Below are 17584 nucleotides of genomic sequence, written 5' to 3' on the forward strand. Positions count from 1 at the left end.
GAACGGCCTGCTCAAACAGCTGACCAAACGGCTGGTCGAGCGGGCGCTGGATGCGGAGATGGCCGAGCACCTCGGTCACGACAAGCACGAACCGGTCGCCAACGTGGCCGGCAACACGCGCAACGGGCGCAGCCGCAAGACCCTCAAGGGCGAGTTCGGCGAGCTGCCGATCGAGATCCCTCGTGATCAGCGGTAACCCAAACCCCGGTTATACAAAATTCTGCACACGCTCCTCCGGGAGATGTAACACGCCACGGGCGTTGCCTCCCCTGCGATGGCGCGCCCGCGGCGCCACCCGGCGAATCAACGACGGACGGTAGAGCCATCCTCCGGCGGCTGCACTGGCGCGTAAGGATCCGGTTCCATCACCCGCGGTTCTGACTGGCGACCGATGCGTCCTGCGCTTCAACGGTCTTGGTACGACGGCAGCGCGCGTTTGGATGCAGCCGAACTGCAGCTGAAGCTTGTGGGTTGAGCCAGCACAGGGGGATGCAAGAATCGTCGACTATCGCTGGATCCAAATTGCTGCCGCTCACGTACTGGTGAAGACGGATGCATTGGACGGTCTTATGCAACCCTTGACCCAAAAGCTAGGTGAGCTACACACGATCGCATCGGCGCTGGCTGGAGGCATCACTAGCGCGATCGTCAATGGGGCGAGCTCTCCGCTGGAGCGCCCTCGACATCCGGCGAGCTCGACGAAGTTAATGGCGGCGCGTTCGTTTCCCCGTCTTCCTCATAGCGGGACCGAACTGGATGTACCGCTGATCGGGACCCATCCGGCAGCGCCTGCTCGCTATGCCTTCGTGGAACCGGACCGCCCCGTCGCGCTGACGGTCGACGATGTGCGCATGGGCGGGGACACAGACTTGCAGCGCGTGATTGGTCTGTTGACGACGGAATCAGCACGAAGGGATCACGAGCTCATCGGACGATCCCGTATCACCAATGCTCCCCCGCTCTTACCTTATGTCTTTTCTGGGAGATAACTATGCGGCTGAACCGAGGCATCCTGATCCTCGGGTTGGCAGTTGTCCCCCTGCTGATTGCAGTGACACCTGCACTGGGCGGCCAACTCGCCAGCGTGTTGCACTATAGCGGCGTGGCTTATGCTGTCGATGATGGGCAACTGCGCTACCGCGAGGAGCATTGGCTCTTTCGCGACCAGGGCACCCTGACCAGGTTAGTGCTGTATCGCTGTCCCAGCGGCCAACCGTTTGCACGCAAGTGGCTCCGCTACACCGGCGAACCTTGGACGCCAGAGTTCAGTTTCGAAGATGCGCGGGATGGCTATGAGGAAGGAGCGCGACACATGCCGGATGCTTGGCAGGTGTATGTGCGGGAGAACGCGAGTGCGCCGACACAGATTGCCAAACTGGCACTCCGCAGGGACGCCGTTATCGACGCTGGCTTCGATGCTTTCGTACAGGCAAGTTGGGACGCTTTGTCCCGCCCCGACGGCGTGCAAGCCGCGTTCGTGATACCCGGGCGTCTGGGCTACCTGGATCTGCGGCTCAAGCCAGCACGGGGTGCGCCCCAAGGTTCGCGGCGTTTCCGTCTGAGCCTGGATGGTTGGCTGGGCGCTCTTGCACCGTCGATCGAACTCACCTACACCGATACCGACCATCGTCTGGAGCGGTTTGTGGGGGTCAGCAATATTCGGGACGACCGCGGTCATCGACAGCGCGTACGCATTGAATTCCCTCGCGAGGCCATCGGCCCGGCGCCTAGCGGTGCTGAAATCGAGACCGCCGGCCAGTTGCCACTGACTGCACGGTGCTTACCGTAGAAGTGTGGTGAATCCAATTGATGGCTTGGCGCGTATAGCAAAGCACACTCATCAGGACATGACCCATGAGCCAGTCGCCCTCCATCCAGCCGTTGCCGGCGCGGCGTGGTTCTGTTCTGCAACGCATGCGCCTCTGGTTCGATGCAGATGTAGCCAGACCTCTTCAGGCCAATGATTCGCGGCACATTGACTGGTTGCGCGCCCTTCCCTTCATTGTGATGCACTTGGCTTGCTTCGGGGCGTTTTGGGTGGGCGTGTCGCCGGTCGCCGTGATGGCCGCCGTCATCCTTTACACCGTGCGCATGTTCGCCCTGACCGGCTTCTACCATCGGTATTTTTCTCATCGCGCATTTCGGACATCGCGGGTTGTGCAGTTCGTCTTTGCAGTGATTGGCGCCGCTTGCGTGCAACGTGGCCCTTTGTGGTGGGCCGCGCATCATCGCAATCATCATCGCCACGCCGATACGTCGCTCGATCCTCACTCCCCCATAGTGCATGGCTTTCTCTGGAGTCATGCGGGATGGTTTCTCACCCCTGCGGCGTTCCAAACAGACCTCGACCGAGTCGCTGACCTTCGTGGGTATCCGGAGTTGCGCTGGCTAGATCGTTACGACATCGCCGTACCCGTAGCGCTTGCTGCGGTGATGTACGGTGTCGGCGTGCTGCTCCAGGCGGTCTTTCCGACATGGGGAACCAGCGGCGCACAGATGCTGATATGGGGCTTCTTCATCTCCACCGTTGCACTGTTTCATGCCACCGTCACCATCAATTCCCTGGCTCACCGTTTCGGTCGCCGGCGGTTTTCCACCAGCGATAACAGCAGGAACAACCTGTGGCTAGCGTTGCTGACGTTCGGCGAAGGTTGGCATAACAACCATCATTTCTATCCCGGGTCGGCGCGCCAGGGCTTTCGCTGGTGGGAACTGGATCTGACGTGGTACGGCCTGCGCCTGCTGGCAGCCCTCGGGCTGGTGTGGGATCTCAAGCCGGTGCCGATGTGGGTTCAGCGCAAGGCGGCGCCATGAGCATGCGTATCGCTGTGATCGGGTCGGGCATTGCCGGTCTTGCCAGCGCATGGCTTCTGTCCCGCGAGCACGCGGTGACGTTGTACGAAGCCAACGATTACCTAGGCGGACACACCCATACGCATCGCGTCGAATGGGAGGGACGTCGATACACCGTGGATTCGGGTTTTATCGTCCACAACCCGGCGCACTATCCGTTGCTCCACGCATTCTTCGACGAACTGGGCATAACCTCCAAGCCCACCAGCATGAGCTTTTCCGTACACAACGAACGAACCGGCCTCGAGTACAATGCCACCACACTCGATAGTCTGTTTTGCCAGCGACGAAATCTATGCTCGCCGCGGTTTCTCGGCATGGTGCGCGATCTTTTCCGCTTCTATCGCCACGCACCGTCTCTGTTGAATGAACCTGGCCCCGGTCCCACGCTGGGCGACTATCTCGTGCAACAGGGGTATGGCGCCGCGTTTCGCGACGAGCACCTGATCCCCATGGCGAGCGCCCTTTGGTCCTCCCCTGCGCATCTGATTCTGCAGTTTCCTGCGCGATATCTTGTGCAGTTCATGGTTAATCACCAGATGCTGCAGGTGAGCGGCCGCCCGCAGTGGCGAGTCGTACAAGGCGGTTCGTTTCGCTACGTCGAAGCGCTACGCGAACGCTGGCAGGTCGACGAGCGGCTCTCCTCGCCGGTGCGCTCAGTACGGCGTCGGGAGCATGGCGTGGTGGTCGAGTCCAACCGCGGAGAAGAAGTCTTCGACCACGTGGTGATGGCTTGCCACAGCGACCAGTCGCTCCGCCTGCTGGCCGACCCCTCGGACTCCGAACGGGAGATTTTGGGTGCGATGCGGTACCAGACCAATGACACCGCGCTGCATACCGATGCCCGCGTGTTGCCCCAGCAGCGCAAGGCATGGGCCGCATGGAATGCGCGGATACCGGCGGAACCCGGGGCGACCTGTGCGGTGAGCTACTGCATGAATCTCCTGCAGGGGTTCAGTTCGCCCGAACCCTTCATCGTGAGCCTCAACCAGTCCCAGGCGATCGATCCCAGGAAAGTGATACGGCGCATGGTGTATCACCATCCGGTGTACTCGGCCGAGTCGGTAGCTGCACAGACGCGCAAAGCGGAAATCCAAGGGCATCGCTGCACGTGGTATGCGGGCGCTTATTGGGGCTGGGGTTTCCATGAAGATGGCATGCGCAGTGCCGTCGCCGTGGCGCAGGCGCTCAGGGCCAGCACCCGCTTCAGCGGTGCCGCCGGGATGGCCCGGGTATGAGTGCTCTCTTCAGTGCAGTGTACGAGGGCTACGTGGTGCACCGAAGGCACGCACCGCATCCCCATGCGTTTCGCTATCAGATGGCGCAACTTTTCCTGGACTTGGACGAGATCGACGAGGTGTTCAGCCAGCATGGGCTGTGGTCAGCGCATCGTCGCAACCTGGCCGAATGGCGGCGTAGCGACTACCTCGGGCCACCCGACTTGCCGCTATCCGAAGCAGTGCGCGAGCGCGTTCGCCTTGAGAGCGGCCAAGTACTGCGCGGGCCGATTCGTGTGCTCGCCCATCCACGCTACGCCGGCTATGTCTTCAACCCGGTCAGCTTCTACTACTGCTATGAGGCGGACGATAGCGCGCTGGCCTGTATTGTCGCCGAGATCACCAACACGCCCTGGGGAGAGCGGCACGCCTACATTCTTCCCGTCGATAGTGCCGAGCGACACGGGCGTGCCCTGGCCTGGGACTTTGACAAGCAGTTTCACGTGTCACCCTTCATGGCGATGGATTGCCGCTATGACTGGCGATTCACGCCCCCCGCCGATGACCTGCGCGTTCACATGAAAGTGTATCGCGAGGATACATGCCAATTTGACGCCACGCTGGCGATGCACCGCCGCCCCTTGGATCGACGCGCCCTCGGCCGAGTGCTCTGGCGCTATCCCTTAATGACGGCCCAAGTCATGGGCGCCATCCACTGGCAGGCATTAAGACTGTGGTTGAAACGCAACCCCTCCCATGACCACCCCGGCGGCGCAGCCGCCTCGACGCTTAGGGAAACCTCATGAATGAAATCGTCAAGGCACGCCTGAACGATGTGCCCCAAGCGCAGGTTGGCACGCCGGACCGAGTTTTGCGCGGCAAACTACTCAGTGCAATGCAAGGGATTCGCCATGGAAGGCTTAGCCTGCACGACGCTCTCGGCCGCGTCGATCTCGGCTGTGGGGCGGATTCGCCCGCCCCCTTGCAGGTTCAGCTTCGAGTGAACGACATGCGCTTCTACCGGGCACTGGCGCTCAACGGCAGCGTCGGCGCCGGCGAAGCATATGCCGATGGCTGGTGGCGCTGCGACGATCTCGTGACGCTGGTGCGCTTGCTGGTGCTTAATCGAGACCTGCTCGATCAAATGGAAGGTGGCATTGCCCGCGTGGGCGGCATGGTCATGCGCGCTTGGCATGCGCTGCGCGACAACACCCGGACCGGCGCACGACGCAATATCGCGGCTCATTACGACTTGGGTAACGCATTCTTTTCGCTGTTCCTGTCGCCAGACTTGATGTACTCGTCGGCGCTCTGGAGAGACCCTGGCGATACGCTGGAGACCGCGTCGACTCGCAAGTTGGACGCGATCTGCCGCAAGCTCGATCTGAAGCCCGGTGATCGCGTGGTGGAGATCGGCAGTGGCTGGGGTGGCTTCGCGCTGCATGCCGCCAAACATTACGGCTGCCACGTCACCACCGCCACCATTTCCCGTGAGCAACATGCACTCGCCAGCCGGCGCATCGCCGAGGCCGGCCTGAGGGAGCAGGTCACCCTGCTGCTCAAGGACTACCGCGACCTCGATGGCCAGTACGACAAGCTCGTGTCGATCGAGATGATCGAGGCCGTCGGCGCGCGCTACTTGCCGGTGTACTTCGCCAAGCTCGGCGCATTACTCAAGCCCGAGGGCATCGGCTTGGTCCAGGCGATCACGATTGAAGATCATCGTTACGCGCAGGCACTGGCATCGGTCGATTTCATCAAGCGACATATCTTCCCGGGCAGCTTCATCCCATCCTTGAACGCCATGCTGGCGGCCAAGACACGCGCCAGCGAGCTCGCGCTAGTGCATCAGGAAGATTTCGGTCTTTCCTATGCCCTGACGCTGCGCGCCTGGCGTGAACGCTTCCTGGCAAGGTTGTCCGAGGCCCGCGCGCAGGGCTACGACGAGCGCTTCCTGCGCTTGTGGGAGTTCTATCTTGCCTATTGCGAGGGCGGCTTCCTGGAGCGCTCGATCGGCGTGTCACACCTCCTGCTGGCCAAGCCAGGCGCTCGACCCGGTCCGGGCGGCTGGGCGGCACAGAGCAAGGGTCTGCCCGCATGATGTTCTGGCTCAATCTCCTGGGCTACCAGTGCGTCTGGTTCCTTTTAGTGAGGGGAGCCTCAACTGGCCGCCTGTGGCTGCCCTTGCTTGCGGGAGCGCTGTTTGTGCTCACCCAGCTGGCTACCGCCGCGCACGTCAGGCGAGAGCTGCGCCTGCTGGTCGGGGCACTGCTGATCGGCGGGATTGTCGATGGCGTTGCTGCCGCTACCGGCTGGCTGCGCTACGCCACGCCGTCGCCGGCGTGGCCCGCGCACGGAGCGCCCGTGTGGATCCTGATGCTTTGGGCGTGCTTCGCCACCACCCTCAACCGCTCGCTGGCGGTGCTGCGCAGCCGACTGTGGCTGGCTGCGTTGCTGGGTGGCTTCGGTGCGCCGCTGGCGTATCTCGCTGCCGCACGCGGCTGGGGAGCAGTGCAGCTGTCCCCGTGGCCCGGCATGGCATGGATCGCGGCGTGTTGGGCACTGGCCTTGCCGATGCTCCTGATCGTGAACCAACACGGTCGGCCCCATGATCGTGCGAGGCTCCCATGAGTGGCGGACAGCAGCTCTTGTGTTTGGCGGCCGTCATGGCCGTGATCATGACGCTCGGCTGGACCTGGCAGCGCCGTCAGCGCAATGCCGGCATTGTCGATGTGCTCTGGGCCGCGGGGCTTGGTGCGGCTGCACTGCTGATCGCCGCCACCGGCAGAGGTGCGTTGCTCCCGCGCGCCTTGCTCGCCTTGCTGGGCGGTGCCTGGTCCTGGCGACTGGCGGCGCACCTATGGCATCGCGTGCGTGGAGAAGCGGAAGATGGCCGATATCAGCACCTGCGATCGCACTGGCAGAACAGCCAGGCAAGGTTCTTCCTGTTCTTTCAGGCGCAAGCGCTGTTGGTGGTTCTGTTCGCGCTCCCCTTCGTGGCCGTGGCCGCCAACCCCGAGCCCCGCGCAACGATATGGACTGTACTGGCCGTACTGCTGTGGCTAGGCAGCGTGGCGTTGGAGGCCATGGCCGACCGCCAACTTGCCGCGTTTCGCGCTGATCCGAACCAACGCTGGAAAACCTGTCGCACAGGCCTCTGGCGTTACTCGCGCCACCCCAACTACTTCTTCGAATGGGTGCACTGGTTCAGTTATGTCGCGCTCGCAGTCGGCTCTGCCAACGCGTGGCTGGCATGGTGCGGCCCGGTGGTGATGTACGTGTTCCTTCGCTGGATCAGCGGCGTGCCCTATACCGAGGCGCAAGCCTTGCGCACGCGCGGTGACGATTACCGCGCTTACCAGCGCAGCACCCCGATGCTGTTTCCGTGGTTTCCCCGCTCCGATGCCCACAGGAGCCCCCGATGAGCGCCACCGTCACCCCCTCGGCCGAATTGCTGGCCGATCGCCCCGCCCCCGGCGTGCTCGGCCTGGCCGAGCGCGGGCTGCTTCCCGACGCCCTGCTCCGCGCAGGTATCCGCCGCCTTTGCGCGCAACGGCTAGCCGCCTGCAACCAAGGCGGCGCCGGCGCCTGCCAGGAACGCCATCAGCGTCTCATTGGGACGTTACGCCGAGGACCCATGGCCATCCATGCCGACGTCGCCAACACCCAGCACTACGAGTTGCCCACTGCGTTCTTTCAGCGTTGCCTGGGGCCACGCCTTAAGTACTCGGCCTGCTACTTTCCCGACGCGAACACCAAACTGGAGCAGGCCGAAGTGGCCATGCTGGAGTTATACGCGCAGCGAGCCCAGCTCGCCGACGGCCAGGACGTGCTGGAGCTGGGCTGCGGGTGGGGCTCGTTGACTCTGTGGATGGCCGAGCGTTTTCCCGCATCGCGCATTACCGCCGTTTCCAACTCGCAAACACAGCGGGCGCACATCCTCGCGCAGTGCGAGCAGCGCGGCTTGCGCAATGTGCAGGTCGTCACCTGCGACATCAACGCGCTGGACCTGCCCCGCGAAAGCTACGACCGCTGCGTGTCCGTGGAAATGTTCGAACACGTGCGCAATCACGAGTTGTTGATGGCGCGCATCGCCGGCTGGCTGCGTCCCGATGGGCGGCTGTTCGTGCATATTTTCGCTCATCGCCACGCGGCGTACCCGTTCGAAACCGAGGGGGAAGACAACTGGATGGGCCGCCACTTCTTTACCGGCGGCATCATGCCGGCCGCCGACACCCTGCTCTGGTTCCAGCGCGACTTGCACCTGGAACGGCAATGGCTAGTGGATGGCACTCACTATCAACGCACCGCCGACGCGTGGCTTGCACGCCAAGACCAGCAACGCGAACCGATACTGACATTGCTGCGCGAGACCCATGGCAGCGATGCGTTGTCCGGACTGTGGTTCCGGCGCTGGCGCATGTTCTGGATGGCCTGCGCGGAGTTGTTCGGCTATGCCGGCGGCCAGGAATGGTTGGTGGCGCATTACCGGTTCGTGCGTCACCGCTAACTGAGGAACTTCCCCATGTTTCGATTCTTCAACAGCCTGGCCGCCGTCATGCTGGTCGCGCTGCCGCTGGGTAGTTGTGCCGAGCAGACGCCCATAACGCCCGTGCGACATGTGGATGTGGGGCGCTACATGGGGGACTGGTACGTTATCGCCGCCATCCCCACCTATTTCGAGCGTCACGCCTATGGCGCCGTCGAATCGTACGCGCTGCGGCCTGACGGCCGCGTGCAGACTACTTTTCGCTATCGCGCCGGTGCCGCCAACGGCGAACTCAAGACTATGCACGCCACCGGGCTCGTGCACGCCGACAGTGGCAATGCGGTGTGGGGTATGCAGTTCGTCTGGCCGGTCAAGGCCGAATACATCATCGCCTGGCTGGACCCGGACTATCGCGCGGTGATCATTGCGCGCAACAAGCGCGACTACGTATGGATCATGGCGCGTACACCGACCATTCCTCAGGAACAATACGATCTGCTGGTCGCACGCGTGTCCGCCATGGGATACGACTTGGCAAAGCTACGGAAGGTGCCTCAATAAAGAACAACATCAACAGGTTTAGTGTGCGTGAATAACGTGTCCTTCATCTGCGATCCACCATGTCTCGCGCGACCGAAGCGCCAAGCTCCAGTGCGCTAATCATGACGTGGGAGGCCGACAGTCCAGCGTTTCCATCCGAAGGCACAGAACCGGTAGCCAGGATCATACCGAAATGGCTATGTTCCATCTCAAAGACGTACCAGCGTGCGTCACTTTCAGCTTGCGGCATGTCAACCACGACCGCGTATCGCCCGAGCCTGATGCCCATCATGGGATATCGCCCTCGCAGCACCTGAGGATTCCTACGGACGCAACGAACGGTTGGATTCCTTGAAGCCGTTCGTGCGTGCCATGGCACCATGTTGGCGTTGAAGCGACATGCTTGCCGCGACCCGGAATCGAGCCGGGCACGGTTCATAAAAGCGGTACATCCGTCTGCAAGGAGTCCAGCACATGCCCGCGCATGGCGGCGCGTGCGCGAATGGCGTCGAACTGCACTCGGCTCATGGAGGGTGAGCGCGACAGTATCCAGAGATACTTGCGGCTCGGGCTACCCACCACGGCCCATCGGTAGTCTGGATCGACCTCAAGCACCCAATAATCGGCCCACACCCAGGGTAACCAGGCCCAGCCAGGTTGGCGCAAAACGCACCTGCAACGCGCCTGGAAGGCCCTTCCTGGTGGGCCGAGCCATGCCATTCGCCGAGTCCCTGGTGCCATCGCGAGTCCGGCAGGCGTTGAGTACCTGGATCAGCCCATTCTTGGTCAGTGTGTAGGTCGCGGTGATGTCACTCACGCATTGTCGCTGAAAAAACATGGGAAGGTGCCCGATCTCATGCCATTGCCCCATGTAGCGCCCTAGATCGAGCTGGGCCACCGGCTGATTCGGCAAGGTTTGGGCGTGAGCGGCCGGCGTCGCGAGCAGCGAGATGGCGAGGACCCGGGGGAGAGGCAGTCTCATAGGGAGCTTTCCTAGTATCGATCGTCGTGTCGATACGGATCATGCATGCGCATGGATGCATCAGGGGTTACAAGCCAGAAGCGGCCCGCTACCCCCGAGCGAGGCAGCAGCAGATCCGATGCACTAAGGCGGCACCACGATCTGCATCCAAAAGGCCGGCAACAGCGTACAGGCATGGTGAGTCCCATTGACCTCGATGCCATGACCATCACTTTGCCGCCGGCCGCCGCTACGGGTTGCCCCTCCATCCCCTCAGGGGTGACCGATAGCGGCGGTCGGCACTCTCGCAGGCGCATGGCGAGCCTGGTCTGGTTATCATGACCGTGGAATCGCCACCCCAAAAGGTCAGGCCTTTCGCGGCCGCACGACGCGTGTCTGGATCACCCAATCAATCCATCGACGATGCGCGCTACTGGGCAGACCAGGTGGCAGGCGTGGCTACGCGCCGCGACCTGGATTGCTTCATGCGCATCTATGACCACTACGCGCCACGATTATTGAGGTACCTGCTCAGCCTAAAGGCGAGGCCGGCTCAAGCGGAGGAGTTGGTGCAGGAAGCCATGTTGCGGCTGTGGCGTCGTGCCGACATGTTCGATCCAGGACGCGCAAGCCTCGCCACGTGGCTTTTTCGCGTGGCACGCAATCTGCACATCGACAGCGTGAGGGCTGAGCCGCACTGGCTGGACATTCAAGACGAACTTGATTGGCTTGACCGCCCCGAGTCAGAAACCGGCACCAACAGCACGGAGGCATTTACTGATCATGCCGGCCTCTCGCGCGCCATCGATCGTCTACCGGCCACACAGGCCCGCCTTATCCGCATGTCTTACTTTGAATCCAAGAGTCACAGCGAGATCGCCCACGAATTGGGCATGCCGCTTGGCTCAGTGAAGTCCAACCTGCGACGCGCATTCGCCAAATTGCAGGCAGGTTTGAGGTGCGCCCCATGAAGCCCCATCATCACCTCGACAGCAGCACATTGATTGGATACTCGGCCGGCGCCCTGCCCGTGGCCTTCCGCGCCGTAGTGTCCGTACACCTGAGCATCTGCCGTCATTGCCGCGACCAACTGCTGGACGCTGACAGGGTCGGCGGCCAGCTCATCAGCCAGCAGGATGGCGCACCGATGCCCCGGGGGGCGCGCGAGACGATGCTCAGTCGCCTGAGGGAATCGGCGGTCTCCACTCCGCCCCGCTCCACACCGGTGGCTCGTGTTCACGATCCCGACCAATTGCCCGAGCCGCTGTGGCCCTACTTCGGAGAAACCTACAGCGGTTTGCGCTGGCGAACCATTGGCCCAGGTGTGCACCACATTCGTTCGCGCAATGTGCAAGACGGGCATCTGATGCTCCTGCGAATTGCCCCGGGCCGCTGCGTACCGATGCACAGCCACGGCGGAAACGAGCTGACCATGATCCTGCAGGGCGCTTACGACGATTCTCTGGGTCATTTCGCCCCGGGTGACGTGGCCGACCTCGATTGCGATGTGGAACACCAGCCGGTGACCTCCCCAGGCGTGCCTTGCGTATGCGTAGCGGCCACCGACCTGCCACTGCGCTTCTCTGGCTGGCTTGCGCGCACACTGCAGCCACTCTTCAAACTCTGACCGACACCGAAGGTCGCGTCGCGTGACGACGACACACTTGATCCTCGGCGATCAGCTCAATCCCCAGCGCCTCAAATAGGCGGCCGCAGCGATGGAGCCCCGAAAGCCCTCACGGAAATCGGCGAAGAACCAAAAAATTGGACTGCGGCCGGTGTGGGCCAAAAGCCAGCGCACGGACGGCACACTGAGTCGAGCGAACTTCACCTGGCATGGCGATGCGGATATCGCTGCCCCACGGATAAACTATTGCGATCATCAGGCAAAGCCACTGCCGATGGCACGGTGATCTATCGCAGCAGCATTCACGATTGCACGCGGTGCGAACTGAGGGCGCATTGCTGTCCGACGCGCCACGAACGATCACGCCGACACCGAAAGAAGGTCGAGATGTTGTTCGCTCACCTGAAACGCATCTTGCGACTGGATCGCTTGCGCCTGCATGGCCTGAGTGGCGCAAAAGATGAGTTTCTTGGCCGCCACCGCACAGAATCTGCGGCGCATGGCGAAATGGCTGATGCCAAAGGCATCAGCGGCGGTGTGGCGCAAGAGGCCGTTGCGTCCGACATTTTGACGGCCGCTACCGAGACGCAGGATATGCCGCGGCCGCGCACCCCATTGGGCGGAAAAGGCCTAGGTCTCTTCGAAAAGGCTTCGGGTCGCCTCGATCAACTCGCTGGAGCTACATGGCTTGTAGAGCAGCGTAAAGCCCTTCAACTCTTCTTCGCGTTCGCGGCCAACGTGCCCGCTTAGAAGCAGAACCCTCAAATTCGGGTGCTCCGTGATGGCCTGCTGCGCCAGCGCAATACCGTCCATGGCGCCGGGCATCATGACGTCCGAGATGAGAACATCGAAGGCTTTCGCAGCTAACGCACTCAACGCCTCCTCCGTGGAAAACGCCAGCTCCACCTGAAGGCCAGACGTTCTCAGGCTGTCACCAAGCGATTCGGCAACATCCTTGTTGTCATCCACCAGCAAAACACGATGCGCGAGCGAGGGCAGCTTTACCGCGGTGGCCGCACCAACCGGTGCTGTCGCCTCGGAAGGGGCCTCGACGCGCGGCAAGAGGATATGCACCGCCGTTCCGGCACCCACCACGCTCTCGACATACAGCGTGCCTCCCGATTGGCGGGCAATGCCGTGCGCGATGCACAAGCCAAGCCCGGTGCCCTTTCCACCCTTCGTTGTAAAGAAGGGGTCCAAAACACGCTTGAGAATTTCTCTCGGAATGCCGGGGCCGTTATCGACGAGCATGACATCGACGTATTGGCCGGGCGTGATATCCATGTCCGTGGCTTGATCCATCGATACGTCGCGGTTGGAGGTTTGTATCGTCAGTTGCTGGTTGGGTTCGCCTTCCATGGCATCTCTGGCATTGATGGCGATATTCAAAATCGTCGTTTCGATCTGTGCCGCATCGGCCTGGCAGAACCACAGTTCGGGCTCAAGCTTCACGCTTACCGTGATGCGATCACCCAGGGACTGAGTAAGCATGTCTTGAATGCCGACAATGAGCTCATTGATCTGCAAATTCGTAGGACTGAGCTTTTGACGACGAGAAAAAGCCAGCAGCTGTTTGGTGAGTTCTGAGGCCTTGGCGATCGCGCGGCGCGATGCATCGATGGGGCGAATGAAATCCTCGGTCCAATAACCCTTCTTCCGCAACCGGCTTTCGATTAGCTCGGAGGAAGCCACGATGACCTGCAGAAAATTGTTGAAGTCGTGCGCCAAGCCACCCGTCAATCGCCCCAATGCCTCCATCTTCAGTGCTTGCTGCAGCCCTTCTTCGGCAACCCTGCGCCGGGTCACGTCGCGTTGATAGCCAAAGAAATACTTGATGCTGCCGTCCGTCCCAAGAAGGGGAAGGATGTGGATGAGGTTCCAGAAGGAGGTTCCGTCCTTTCGATAGTTAAGAACCTCCACCATCAGTTCGCGCTGCTCGGCCACGGCGCCTCTGATTTCTTCTCGTGTGTCCGGATCCGTATCTGGACCTTGCAGAAATCGACAGTTTTTTCCCAGCACCTCGTCGGAGCTGTATCCAGTCATATCAAGGAAGGCGGCGTTCGCATACAAGATGAGGTTGTCGTCTTCAGCGCCTGTGATGATCAGGCCGAGACTGCTGTCTTCGAGCGCCCGAGCCAGCATGCGATAGCGGTCATCGATAGGCAGCACCGAGAGCAGCGCTATGGGTTCGGAAGCCGAACAATTGTGCGATGTCATACGCCGTGATCGTTCCCAGGTGATTGAAGCGACCCGCCATTTGCCCCGTCTCCGGTAGCAAAAGCCCCTTATAAATAAGCTAGCTATGCGCCTACCGCTGTCTAGCGCATGTGAGAAAAATAGATCGTTGACAGGTGGTTGTCAGGGCCGCGCGTGTAACCGAGCCCGGCGATGGCTTGGGTCCCAACGTCTCGCGCCAGGAACACGCCGCCCTTCATCAAGAAGGCAAACCTAGTCTTTTACTCCAATACGCCGTGAAAGTGTTGCAGCACAAAGCCCCATCCGCATTGCAGAGAACGCATGCGCCAAAGGCCGGCGGCAGGACGCGCCCGCCGCCGGTGCCACTGGGCAAGAAACCGCGCCCAGGGAAAATACGTCGATGATTACGCCGCCTGACTCTGCAGTCGGCGTGGTTCGGCGGTCGACAGCTCGTTCACCCCGATGGGTATTTGCCTAGGCTTGAGCGCCTCGGGCAGCTCCCGCTTAAGGTCGATGACAAGCAGGCCATCCTGAAGGCCCGCGCCGGTGACCTGCATGTGCTCGGCCAGTTCGAAGCGGCGGGAGAACGGCCGGTTGGCGATGCCTCGATGGAGCACTTCGCCGACGTGGTCCGTTCGCCGCTCACCACTAACCGTGAGCAAGTTGTCTTGTAAAGAGATAGACAAATCATCTCGCCCAAAGCCGGCGACAGCCATGGTAATCCGGTAGTGATCGTCGCTGATCTTCACGGAATCAAAGGGCGGCCAACTGTCCGGTTGCGGGCTGCGAGCAGCCGTTTCCAGAAGTTCGAAGACCCGGTCAAAACCGATGCTGGAACGATGAAGCGGTGAGAAGTCGAGCACAGTGCGCATTGCCATATCCTCATTAAGCAACATGGAAAAGTTGACTGCCGCCGCGCCGCCTGGCGCGACGTGAGCCGACCCCGTAGCGATCGGCGAAGCGAAAAGATAATCATCGGCGCGCGAATGGCAAGACCTCGCACCCACACTATTAAGCCACCGTTTCGAACTGGACTGCGTCCGGTTCGATAGACACCACCTTAAGCTAATCCCATCTGCTGCTCGAACTGTATCGGACTGATGTAGCCGATGGTCGAGTGGCGTCGCTTGCTGTTGTAAAGCCGTTCGATGTAATCGAAGACATCGGCTTTCGCCTCAGCCCGCGTGCGATATACCTTGTTGTCAGTGCGTTCGGTCTTGAGCGTTTTGAAGAAGCTTTCCATCGCCGAGTTGTCCCAGCCATTGCCCGAGCGGCTCATGCTGCAGGTAATGCCAAGCTCGCCGAGCAGGCGCTGAAAGCGGTCGCTGGTGTATTGGCTGCCACGATCGGAGTGATGCATCACCGACTCGGGCCGTCGCCGCCGCCACACAGCCATCATCAACGCGTCGGTCACCAGCTGCGCCGTCATCTGCGACTGCATCGACCAACCGACGACACGACGCGAATACAGATCCAGCACCACAGCGACATACAGCCAGCCTTCGGCCGTCCACAGGTACGTGAAGTCGGCGACCCACTTCTGGTTCGGCGCGGTCGCCTGGAATTGCCGATCGAGCAGATTCGGCGCAATCGCCCCACTGGATCGGTCGCCCCGGTCGATCGGCAGATTGCGCCGGCGTGGTCGAGCACGTAGGCCCTGAACACGCATCAGCCGTTCGACACGATGCAGGCCACACCGATGCCCCGCTTCGAGCACATCGCGCCAGACACGGCGTGCACCGTACGTGCGATCGCTATCGAGAAAGCTCTGGCGGGCCTGCTGACCCAGCACCTCGTCATCACATTGGCGCTGACTGCGTGGCCGAACGAGCCACGCGTAGAACCCGCTGCGCGAGACACCGAGCGCCTCACAGATCAATGCCACCGGCCAGGCCCCTCGGTGCTTCGCCACGAAGCCAAACTTCACGTCGACTCCCTGGCGAAATAGGCCGCGGCACGTTCAACTGGTCGATGCAACATCATCCATGACAATGAGAATGGGGAGATGTGGCATCAATGGCACGCATGGGAAGACCAGGGCTGTCGGACAGCCAGAAGAAGGAGCTCTGGCGTCGTTGGAAGGACGGTCAGACTCTCAGTGAGATAGGTGTGGCGCTGTGCCGCCAAGCCGGCTCGATTCACGGCGTCTTATCTTTGCGGGGTGGCATTGCACCGATAGACCGACGACGAAGCGCACTGACGCTTACGCTGACCGAGCGCGAGGAAATTTCCCGGGGACTGGCTGCTGGCCAATCGATCCGGAGCATGGCTGCAGCGCTGGGTCGATCGCCATCCACAGTCAGCCGAGAGATCGCTCGCAATGGTGGCGCCCAACGCTATCGTGCCTCGGACGCCGATGAAGCCGCATGGAAGCGCGCCCTGCGGCCGAAGCAGTGCCGGCTGGCTCTGTTACCAAGATTGCGGCAGGTAGTCGCCGCCAGGCTCGCAGAACGATGGTCGCCGGACCAAATCGCTGGCTGGCTCGTGGAGGAATTTCCGGATGACATGGCCATGCGGGTATCTCACGAAACGATCTATCGAAGTTTGTTCGTCCAGGCTCGCGGTGTGCTCGAGAAAGAACTCGTCAGCTATCTCCGGTCGCGGCGAATGATGCGGCGTGCCAAAGCCTCCACCACCAAAGGACAGCCACGCGGTCGCATCATTGATGCGATATCCATTCGCGATCGGCCGCCAGAAGTTGACGATCGCACCATTCCAGGTCACTGGGAAGGCGACTTACTGTCCGGTGCGAAGAACAGTCATATCGCGACGCTGGTTGAACGCCAGTCCCGTTTCACGGTGCTCGTGAAACTCCCTGGGAAGGACACGAGTAGCGTCGTGACGGCGTTGAGGCGGCATATGCGGAAATTGCCAGCCGCGCTAAGAAAGACCCTGACATGGGACCGAGGTGGAGAGCTGGCGAGCCACAAAGAACTCACCGCCGCCACCGGTGTTCAAGTCTATTTCTGCGACCCGCAGAGTCCGTGGCAGCGCGGCACAAATGAGAACACCAATCGGCTACTTCGGCAGTATTTCCCCGACGGAACGAATCTGTCAGGCTTCAGCCAAGCCGATTTGAATCAGATTGCTCGCCGTCTGAATCAGCGGCCACGCAAGACACTGGGATATCAAACCCCGATGAAGTGGTTTAACAACGCCGTTGCATCGACCAGTTGAACGTGCCGCGCCTTACTTTGGTTCCAGCGTGCGGAAGCGCGGCGCGATGGTGGCGAAGTAAGGTGCCTTGAAGCAGATCAGGCGGCCGTACAGCCAGCGCCCGCCCGGCAGCGAGCTCAGCTTGCGGTACAGCGATAACGCCTGGGTCATGACCAATATCCTGCGCGGCGGGACACGTGCCCTGCCCGTCCGTGAAATTTGTGGGCCGTCACCCCCGCCAAGGCAGGGATGACGAGTGAAAGGCCGCTACCGCCCCGACCTCAGGCTGCGTCCGCCAGCTTCTTGTTGCGGTCAGCGCGGCTCACCGCGGAACGCAGTTCGGCCGGATCGAAATCGTCCACTGCGATGAACTCGGCCACGCCTTCGCGCACGCGCTTGAGCAGGTCGTGTTCGGACGCATTGATGACGCCGGCCTGCAGCGCTTCGGCGAGCTGGCCGTAGTAGTCGTGCGACGTGAACTGCCCCGCCTTCTGTGCCTTGCCAAACTTGCGCTCGACCGGTTCGGCGGCAATCACGTCCGGCAG

General features: G+C 61.6%; 16 protein-coding genes and 4 pseudogenes. 14 read left to right on the forward strand and 6 right to left on the reverse strand.

Going from position 1 to position 17584, the window contains the following annotated elements; all coding sequences use genetic code 11:
* The 10 genes and pseudogenes from VFG49_RS12245 to VFG49_RS12290 all read left to right on the forward strand — a co-directional run.
* Positions 1-190, forward strand: a pseudogene (locus VFG49_RS12245) (transposase); the annotation flags it as partial.
* Between the two features lie 801 nt (positions 191-991).
* Positions 992-1789 (forward strand): hypothetical protein, encoded by a 798-nt coding sequence (locus tag VFG49_RS12250; protein WP_324860871.1) that lies wholly within the window; start codon positions 992-994, stop codon positions 1787-1789.
* 65 nt (positions 1790-1854) lie between these two features.
* Complete coding sequence (locus VFG49_RS12255) at positions 1855-2814, forward strand: acyl-CoA desaturase (protein ID WP_414649125.1); 960 nt, start codon at positions 1855-1857, stop codon at positions 2812-2814.
* A 2-nt stretch (positions 2815-2816) separates the two neighbouring features.
* Positions 2817-4091: an NAD(P)/FAD-dependent oxidoreductase gene (locus VFG49_RS12260; protein ID WP_414649127.1), complete on the forward strand. Its 1275-nt coding sequence runs from the start codon at positions 2817-2819 to the stop codon at positions 4089-4091.
* A complete protein-coding gene (locus VFG49_RS12265; protein WP_324860873.1) occupies positions 4088-4876 on the forward strand; it encodes a DUF1365 domain-containing protein in 789 nt (262 codons plus the stop codon). Before VFG49_RS12260 ends, VFG49_RS12265 begins: the two co-directional genes overlap by 4 nt.
* Positions 4873-6171, forward strand: a complete 1299-nt coding sequence (locus VFG49_RS12270) for a cyclopropane-fatty-acyl-phospholipid synthase family protein (RefSeq protein ID WP_324860875.1) — start codon at positions 4873-4875, stop codon at positions 6169-6171. Before VFG49_RS12265 ends, VFG49_RS12270 begins: the two co-directional genes overlap by 4 nt.
* Positions 6168-6701 (forward strand): DUF2878 domain-containing protein, encoded by a 534-nt coding sequence (locus VFG49_RS12275; protein ID WP_324860877.1) that lies wholly within the window; start codon positions 6168-6170, stop codon positions 6699-6701. Before VFG49_RS12270 ends, VFG49_RS12275 begins: the two co-directional genes overlap by 4 nt.
* On the forward strand, positions 6698-7495 hold the full coding sequence (locus VFG49_RS12280; protein WP_324860879.1) for a DUF1295 domain-containing protein: 798 nt from the start codon (positions 6698-6700) through the stop codon (positions 7493-7495). The genes VFG49_RS12275 and VFG49_RS12280 overlap by 4 nt, the downstream gene beginning before the upstream one ends.
* Entirely contained in the window at positions 7492-8580 is a 1089-nt protein-coding gene (locus tag VFG49_RS12285; RefSeq protein WP_324860881.1) for a cyclopropane-fatty-acyl-phospholipid synthase family protein, read from the forward strand. The genes VFG49_RS12280 and VFG49_RS12285 overlap by 4 nt, the downstream gene beginning before the upstream one ends.
* Positions 8581-8595: 15 nt before the next feature.
* Positions 8596-9120: a lipocalin family protein gene (locus VFG49_RS12290; protein ID WP_324860883.1), complete on the forward strand. Its 525-nt coding sequence runs from the start codon at positions 8596-8598 to the stop codon at positions 9118-9120.
* A gap of 414 nt (positions 9121-9534) precedes the next feature.
* Here the strand turns inward: VFG49_RS12290 and VFG49_RS12295 are convergent.
* Positions 9535-10075, reverse strand: a pseudogene (locus tag VFG49_RS12295) (lipocalin family protein).
* Positions 10076-10398: 323 nt separating this feature from the next.
* Here VFG49_RS12295 and VFG49_RS12300 point away from each other — a divergent pair.
* From VFG49_RS12300 to VFG49_RS12310, 3 genes and pseudogenes are all read left to right on the forward strand, one after another.
* Positions 10399-11031: a sigma-70 family RNA polymerase sigma factor gene (locus tag VFG49_RS12300; RefSeq protein ID WP_324860885.1), complete on the forward strand. Its 633-nt coding sequence runs from the start codon at positions 10399-10401 to the stop codon at positions 11029-11031.
* A complete protein-coding gene (locus VFG49_RS12305) occupies positions 11028-11687 on the forward strand; it encodes a ChrR family anti-sigma-E factor (RefSeq protein ID WP_324860887.1) in 660 nt (219 codons plus the stop codon). The genes VFG49_RS12300 and VFG49_RS12305 overlap by 4 nt, the downstream gene beginning before the upstream one ends.
* Positions 11688-12041: 354 nt before the next feature.
* Positions 12042-12258 (forward strand): annotated as a pseudogene (locus VFG49_RS12310) (transposase); the annotation flags it as partial.
* A gap of 59 nt (positions 12259-12317) precedes the next feature.
* Here VFG49_RS12310 and VFG49_RS12315 read toward each other — a convergent pair.
* The 3 genes and pseudogenes from VFG49_RS12315 to VFG49_RS12325 all read right to left on the reverse strand — a co-directional run.
* Positions 12318-13904, reverse strand: a complete 1587-nt coding sequence (locus VFG49_RS12315) for a PAS domain-containing protein (protein WP_324860890.1) — start codon at positions 13902-13904, stop codon at positions 12318-12320.
* Between the two features lie 383 nt (positions 13905-14287).
* Positions 14288-14755: an Hsp20 family protein gene (locus VFG49_RS12320; RefSeq protein ID WP_324860892.1), complete on the reverse strand. Its 468-nt coding sequence runs from the start codon at positions 14753-14755 to the stop codon at positions 14288-14290.
* Between the two features lie 188 nt (positions 14756-14943).
* A pseudogene (locus tag VFG49_RS12325) lies at positions 14944-15837 on the reverse strand (IS3 family transposase); the annotation flags it as partial.
* Between the two features lie 62 nt (positions 15838-15899).
* Between VFG49_RS12325 and VFG49_RS12330 the strand changes: the two are divergent.
* Positions 15900-17060, forward strand: coding sequence for an IS30 family transposase (locus VFG49_RS12330; RefSeq protein WP_414649126.1), 1161 nt, complete (start codon positions 15900-15902; stop codon positions 17058-17060).
* Positions 17061-17072: 12 nt separating this feature from the next.
* Here the strand turns inward: VFG49_RS12330 and VFG49_RS12335 are convergent, their stop codons facing one another.
* Both VFG49_RS12335 and VFG49_RS12340 read right to left on the reverse strand, forming a co-directional pair.
* Positions 17073-17210 (reverse strand): DUF4442 domain-containing protein, encoded by a 138-nt coding sequence (locus tag VFG49_RS12335; protein ID WP_324860894.1) that lies wholly within the window; start codon positions 17208-17210, stop codon positions 17073-17075.
* A gap of 110 nt (positions 17211-17320) precedes the next feature.
* The coding region (locus VFG49_RS12340) for an acyl-CoA dehydrogenase domain-containing protein (protein ID WP_324858886.1) at positions 17321-17584 on the reverse strand (264 nt) is incomplete at its 5' end.

The sequence above is a fragment of the Dyella sp. genome (genome assembly GCF_035685885.1).
In the GTDB taxonomy this organism is placed as follows: Bacteria; Pseudomonadota; Gammaproteobacteria; order Xanthomonadales; family Rhodanobacteraceae; genus Dyella.

Coding starts and splice junctions, on each gene's coding strand:
- VFG49_RS12250 (WP_324860871.1), top strand. CDS start 992: ATGCGGCTGAACCGAGGCATCCTGATCCTCGGGTTGGCAGTTGTCCCC.
- VFG49_RS12255 (WP_414649125.1), top strand. CDS start 1,855: ATGAGCCAGTCGCCCTCCATCCAGCCGTTGCCGGCGCGGCGTGGTTCT.
- VFG49_RS12260 (WP_414649127.1), top strand. CDS start 2,817: ATGCGTATCGCTGTGATCGGGTCGGGCATTGCCGGTCTTGCCAGCGCA.
- VFG49_RS12265 (WP_324860873.1), top strand. CDS start 4,088: ATGAGTGCTCTCTTCAGTGCAGTGTACGAGGGCTACGTGGTGCACCGA.
- VFG49_RS12270 (WP_324860875.1), top strand. CDS start 4,873: ATGAATGAAATCGTCAAGGCACGCCTGAACGATGTGCCCCAAGCGCAG.
- VFG49_RS12275 (WP_324860877.1), top strand. CDS start 6,168: ATGATGTTCTGGCTCAATCTCCTGGGCTACCAGTGCGTCTGGTTCCTT.
- VFG49_RS12280 (WP_324860879.1), top strand. CDS start 6,698: ATGAGTGGCGGACAGCAGCTCTTGTGTTTGGCGGCCGTCATGGCCGTG.
- VFG49_RS12285 (WP_324860881.1), top strand. CDS start 7,492: ATGAGCGCCACCGTCACCCCCTCGGCCGAATTGCTGGCCGATCGCCCC.
- VFG49_RS12290 (WP_324860883.1), top strand. CDS start 8,596: ATGTTTCGATTCTTCAACAGCCTGGCCGCCGTCATGCTGGTCGCGCTG.
- VFG49_RS12300 (WP_324860885.1), top strand. CDS start 10,399: ATGACCGTGGAATCGCCACCCCAAAAGGTCAGGCCTTTCGCGGCCGCA.
- VFG49_RS12305 (WP_324860887.1), top strand. CDS start 11,028: ATGAAGCCCCATCATCACCTCGACAGCAGCACATTGATTGGATACTCG.
- VFG49_RS12315 (WP_324860890.1), bottom strand. CDS start 13,904: ATGACATCGCACAATTGTTCGGCTTCCGAACCCATAGCGCTGCTCTCG.
- VFG49_RS12320 (WP_324860892.1), bottom strand. CDS start 14,755: ATGCGCACTGTGCTCGACTTCTCACCGCTTCATCGTTCCAGCATCGGT.
- VFG49_RS12330 (WP_414649126.1), top strand. CDS start 15,900: ATGGCACGCATGGGAAGACCAGGGCTGTCGGACAGCCAGAAGAAGGAG.
- VFG49_RS12335 (WP_324860894.1), bottom strand. CDS start 17,210: ATGACCCAGGCGTTATCGCTGTACCGCAAGCTGAGCTCGCTGCCGGGC.